The 5,147-nt window shown below is 74.3% G+C and carries 6 protein-coding genes; 2 read left to right on the top strand and 4 right to left on the bottom strand.

Going from position 1 to position 5,147, the window contains the following annotated elements; translation table 11 throughout:
* Positions 1-49: 49 nt before the first annotated feature.
* Together ACFU7Z_RS35855 and ACFU7Z_RS35860 are read right to left on the bottom strand one after the other, a co-directional pair.
* Entirely contained in the window at positions 50-1,075 is a 1,026-nt protein-coding gene (locus tag ACFU7Z_RS35855; protein ID WP_380782191.1) for a hypothetical protein, read from the bottom strand.
* Positions 1,072-1,584, bottom strand: a complete 513-nt coding sequence (locus ACFU7Z_RS35860) for a SigE family RNA polymerase sigma factor (protein ID WP_380782193.1) — start codon at positions 1,582-1,584, stop codon at positions 1,072-1,074. The genes ACFU7Z_RS35855 and ACFU7Z_RS35860 overlap by 4 nt, the downstream gene beginning before the upstream one ends.
* 108 nt (positions 1,585-1,692) lie before the next feature.
* On the opposite strand from ACFU7Z_RS35860, the gene ACFU7Z_RS35865 reads away from it, so the two are divergent.
* Complete coding sequence (locus tag ACFU7Z_RS35865; RefSeq protein WP_074003857.1) at positions 1,693-2,331, top strand: hypothetical protein; 639 nt, start codon at positions 1,693-1,695, stop codon at positions 2,329-2,331.
* Positions 2,332-2,388: 57 nt separating this feature from the next.
* Here ACFU7Z_RS35865 and ACFU7Z_RS35870 read toward each other — a convergent pair whose 3' ends face one another.
* Complete coding sequence (locus tag ACFU7Z_RS35870) at positions 2,389-3,417, bottom strand: RDD family protein (protein ID WP_380745514.1); 1,029 nt, start codon at positions 3,415-3,417, stop codon at positions 2,389-2,391.
* A 320-nt stretch (positions 3,418-3,737) separates the two neighbouring features.
* Here ACFU7Z_RS35870 and ACFU7Z_RS35875 point away from each other — a divergent pair, with 320 nt between their 5' ends.
* Positions 3,738-4,742 carry a stage II sporulation protein M gene (locus ACFU7Z_RS35875; RefSeq protein WP_049660346.1) on the top strand — a complete coding sequence of 335 codons (1,005 nt, stop codon included), beginning with the start codon at positions 3,738-3,740 and terminating at the stop codon, positions 4,740-4,742.
* Positions 4,743-4,876: 134 nt separating this feature from the next.
* Here the strand turns inward: ACFU7Z_RS35875 and ACFU7Z_RS35880 are convergent.
* A partial coding sequence (locus ACFU7Z_RS35880; protein ID WP_380782195.1) for a hypothetical protein occupies positions 4,877-5,147 on the bottom strand: 271 nt, incomplete at its 5' end.

The following is a 5,147-nucleotide window of genomic DNA, read 5'->3' on the forward strand; positions in this document are numbered from 1 at the left end:
GCGCCCTCCCCTCCGGGGGCGCCGGCCGTCGGCGTTCCGCCGGGGCGGTTCAGCGGGTCCAGGAGGCCTCGTCCGCGCCGAGCACCTCGAACCGCTCGAGCAGACCCGCCAGTCCGCCGGCCCCCTGGACGGCCGGGAGCCCCGCCGCGGTGCCGTTGGCGCAGAGCTGGACGCCCTTCTCGACCCGGCACACCGGGGTGCCGCCGTTCGGCCGGCCGTCCGCGAACTTCCCGAAGCCGTCCGGCTGGACCGTGACGCTCAGCCACTTGTCGCCGACGGTGTACGACAGGATGGCGCTCCACGGGGGCTCGGAGTCCCTGGTGGGCCGGTGGACCTCGGCGTTCCGCAGCCCGAGGTCGGCGGGCAGGCCGGTCGGGCGCACCGGGAAGGGGACGTCCCAACTGCCGAACTCGGCGCCGGCCGCGACCCGGAGCAGGTCGTCCTGGACCTTCGCGTCCAACCACAGGGTGGCGGTCAGCTGGGCCCAGCGGCCGGAGGCGGTCAGCCAGCGCAGCCCGCCCAGGGATCCCGACGCGTCGGTGAGCAGCCACTGGGCCTCCCGGCCGGCGACCGGGGGCGCGGGGGCGGTGTGCTGTCCGGGGGCGAGGGACTCGCCGGGGCCGCGCAGCAGCTCCAGCTTCAGGGCGGGGGTCGCGTTGAGGACGGCGGTGGTGGTGGCCGCGGTGGCGACGGAACGGCTGTCGCTGTTCGCGTAGCCGACGGCCGGCCGGGCCAGCCACGACGGCAGCCAGCCGAAGCGGGCCTCGGTGCTCAGCGGACCGGTCCGCGCCGCCGGGGTCGGCGCGGCCGTCGGGGACGGTGCGAGCGAGACCGGGGCGGTGGGCGCGGGGACGGCCGGCGCGGGCGGCGCCCCGGCCGGGCGCAGCAGCAGGACGCCGGCCAGGACGGCGGCGGTCGACCCGGCCACCACGCCGACCAGGGCCTGCCGGCGGCGGCGCAGCCGGACCCGGCCGCGGGCGATCACCGCCGAGGTGTCGAGTGCGGCGGGCGGTGCCGGGGCCTCGGCGAGGGCGCTCAGCCGGGCGGTCAGATCACGCTGCTCGTGCGACCTCATGACGTCCTCTCGGCGGTGGTGGGACGGGGGGAGAGCGTCCTCCGGAGGGTGGCGAGCGCCCGTGAGGTCTGGCTCTTCACATTGCCCGAGGAGCAGCTCATCGCATCGGCGGTCTGATCGACCGTGAGGTCGCAGTAGTACCGGAGCACCACGGTGGCCCGTTGCTTGGGCGGCAGCGCGGCCAGCGCCTTGCGCAGGTCGAGCCGGGCGTCGAGGTCGGCGGCCACCGACGCCACGTCCACCGGCGCCGCGGTCCGTGACGTCCGCCGCCACCAGGACGAGCGCTGCTCGGCGAGGAAGGTGTTGACCAGCACCCTGCGGGCGTAGCCGTCCAGGTTCTCCACCCGGCCGGCCCGCGACCAGTTCACGTACAGCTTGGTCGCGCACTCCTGCACCAGGTCGTCGGCCCGGTGCCAGTCCCCGCACAGCAGATAGGCGACCTTGCGCAGCCAGCCGCTCCTGGAGGCCACGTACTCCGTGAACTCCACGTCGCGCGTCTGCTTCGCCATCCGCACCCCCTCTCGTCGTGGTGGCGGCGCACCGGCGCGCCGTCCGCCCCTCTAATGCGGGCACCGGCCGGAACGTTGCACGCCAACCGCGCACGTAGGCTTTCCGGCATGCCCAACGGCCGGTACTCGCTCCACGACCCGCACGACCACGTCCCGCTCGGGGAGGAGCGCTTCAGTTGCGCGCCCGGGGCGGCCGGGTGGCGGTACGTCTCCAAGACCTACGCGCCGGACGGCCGGGTGCTCGGCAGCACCGACCTGACGCTGGACTCGCGCGCCCGGCCGCTGCGGCTGGAGCTGCGGGCCGGCGGCTGGCAGGTGCGCGGCGGGGCGGTGGACGGGGTGGCCTGGGTCCGGACCGACGCGGCCGACCCCGGCGGCGAGCACGCGGCGGAGGGCCACGACCGGGCGCACGCCTTCACCGGCCGCTCGCCGGGCTTCCTGGTCGCCACCGCCCGGCTGCTGCGGCTGCGGGAGGGGGCGAGCGCGCGGGTGCGGCTGGTGGCCTTCACCGAGCCGGTGCTGGCGCCGCGCACCCTCGACCAGGGGTGGCTGCTGGAGGGCGTCGACACCCACGAGACGGATTCGGGGCCGCTGCTGGTCGAGCGGTACCAGGTGGCGGACCTGGAGACGGGCGAGCAGCAGGTCGTGCACCTGGCGGGCGACGTGGTGCTGGCGGCGGAGGGGATCGAGCTGGAGGAGCTGGAGTCGCCGCCGAACGCCTGGCGGGTGGGGGCGGAGGAGGAGTAGCGGGCCTTCGCGGCCGGGGCCCGTGCGGCAGGGCTGCTGCGGCCGGGGCGGTTCGCCTCAGGCGGGCGGGGCGAAGCCGCTGCCGGCGGCGGGCTTGTCGAAGGACGGGGCCGTCGGTGCGGTCGGTGCGGCTGCCGGGGCTGCGGCGGGGGCCGGGGGAGCCGTGGGCGCGGGCTGCTGGGTCGGCAGGCCGAGGACCCGGACGGGCCGTCCGTCGGCCGGGCCGGTCGGAGCCGGCGCGGGGAGCGGACCGGAGGCCGGGCGGGGAGCGGGCACCTGGGCGGGTACCGGTCGGCCGGGTATCGGCCCGGCCGCCCACAGCTGCTGCTGGGCCCGGGTCCACTCCCGCCGCTGGCGCTCGGTGAGCACCGCGCCCAGGTACGCCGCCGGGTGCAGCCCCGGCGCGATCGGGTGGCCGATCAGGGCGGACAGGTCCTCGGCCAGCCGGGTGGACATCCGGTGCATCACCGCCGGGTCCAACTGGCTCGTCCGGCCGAGCAGTTGGCGGACGGCCAGCCAGAGCGGCTCCGGCACGGCGGACAGGTCCATCGCGACCAGCTCGTGGCCCATCGACTGGAGCAGGTGCGGGTGCACCGGCGGCAGCGGGGTGGCGGAGCCGCCCGCACCCGGGGTGCGCTCGCGGACGACCACCGTCCCGGCGAAGATGTCGCCGAGCCGCTTGCCGTCCGAGTGCACCGCCGAGGTGATCACGGCCGGGGCGCCGGTCAGCACGATCATCTCGAAGAAGCCGACCAGCCCGCGCACCAGCGAGTGCCGGAAGCGCACCGGCCCGCCGTCGGTGCGCACCACGCGCAGGCCGAGCGCGGCCTTGCCGAGCGAGCGGCCGCGGGTGAGGGTCTCGACCATCACGGGCACGGCGACCAGGAAGAACACCATCAGGCCGATCATCGTGGCGGCCAGGGCCGCGCCGTCGAGCCCGATCAGCGCGAGGCTCAGCAGCAGCGTGAACACCAGCAGGGCGGCGAACTCCACCAGCAGGTCGATCACGATCGCCAGGGCCCTGCTCGGAAGCTTCGCCGTCTGCAGGCCGAGGACGACCGCCTCACCCGTCACCAGGTCGCTCAAGACACCTGTCCGTTCACGTTCTTGGAGCCGGTACGGCTCGCCCATGGGGATCCGGCGCCTGGGAGGGCGGCGGTGCCGGGGGAGGGAACCACCCCGGACCGGCTCCCCGTGACGCGCTCTCCGCAGTCTGATCCGCAGCCGCAAACATACGGGGCCCGGTGGGCGCACGGGAAGTGAGATCCCGACGGCCGGGGCGGCGGCCGCTGCTGGCATGCTGGGCCGCGCGTGTCCGCCCGGACCCGCCAGCCCGGACCCGCCCGCCCGCGGACCCGCCCGCGCACGCACGTCCGCGCCCGCCGCCGATCTATGGAGCCGCCGAAATGGACCTGGACGTCTTCGTCGCCACCCACCAGGGGGAGTGGGCCCGACTGGACGCCCTCGCCCGCCGGCGCCGGCTCGGCGGGGAGGAGGCCGACGAGCTGGTCACGCTCTACCAGCGCGCCACCGGACACCTCGCCAAGGTCCAGGCCGCCGCGCCGGACCCGGCCCTGGTGAGCCGGCTGACCGGCCTGGTCTCCCGCGCCCGCAGCGCGGTGACCGGCGCCCGGACCAACGGCTGGCAGGACGTCGCCCGCTACTACACGGTGAGCTTCCCGGCCGCGCTCTACCGATCGCGCCGCTGGTGGGTGCCGGTGGCGGTGGTCTCGATGGTCGCCACCGCACTGCTCGCCTGGTGGATGGCCACCCACCCCGAGGTCCGCAACAGCCTGGTCGCGCCCGAACACCTCCAGGAGCTGACCCGCCCCGGCGGCCAGTACGAGACGTACTACTCGGACCGGCCGGCCAGCTCCTTCGCGGCACAGGTCTGGACGAACAACGCCTGGATCGCCGTGCAGTGCCTGCTGTTCGGGATCGCGTTGGGCATTCCGGTGCTCTACGTGATGTGGACCAACGTGCTCAACCTCGGCATCGGCGTCGGGCTGATGGCCTCCGCCGGTCGCCTCGACGTCTTCCTCGGCCTGCTCATCCCGCACGGCCTGCTGGAGCTGACCGCGGTCTTCGTGGCCGGCGGCCTCGGGCTGCGCCTCGGCTGGACCGTCATCGACCCCGGCCCGCGCACCCGCTCGGTGGCCCTGGCGGAACAGGGCCGCGCGATCATCGGCATGTCGATCGGCCTGGCGACGGTCCTGGCGGTCTCCGGCGTCCTCGAAGCCTTCGTGACCCCGTCCGGCCTGCCGACCTGGGCCCGCATCTCCATCGGTGTGCTGGCCGAGGCGGCCTTCCTCCTCTATGCCCTGGTGCTGGGCCGGCGGGCCGCCGGGGACGGGGAGTTCGGCGATCTGGACGCGGCCGACCGGGCGGACCTCCAGCCCGTCGCGGCCTGAGCCGATGTGATCGACAGGTCTCTGACCTGCTAGTCTTCTACTCGTCCGGCCAAACCATTGACGTGGTGAGGGTGGGCTAGTAGGTTTGAACGGTTGGGACTGACTGGACAACGGTCGGTCCCGGGCGTTAGTGTCTACGACACCGCCGAATCGAGGCGAGCGTTTTCCACGGAATACGCGTCCTCTGACGAAGCAAAATCCCACGGACGGATCACTCCGAAAGCCTTGATAGGCTTCGGAATGAAGTTCGCAGGAAATCCCCCCAGTGGGAATCGGATGAATGAAGCGCCGGTAAACGGAGCGGAAAACGTCTGGTAAGCTGGAAACACGAAAGAACGAAGCCCGGAGGGTCCGCTGGAAGGCGGTCCGAAGGAAGCGTCCGTTCCTTGAGAACTCAACAGCGTG

It is taken from the genome of Kitasatospora sp. NPDC057518 (genome assembly GCF_042802075.1).
Taxonomy (GTDB): Bacteria; Actinomycetota; Actinomycetes; order Streptomycetales; family Streptomycetaceae; genus Kitasatospora.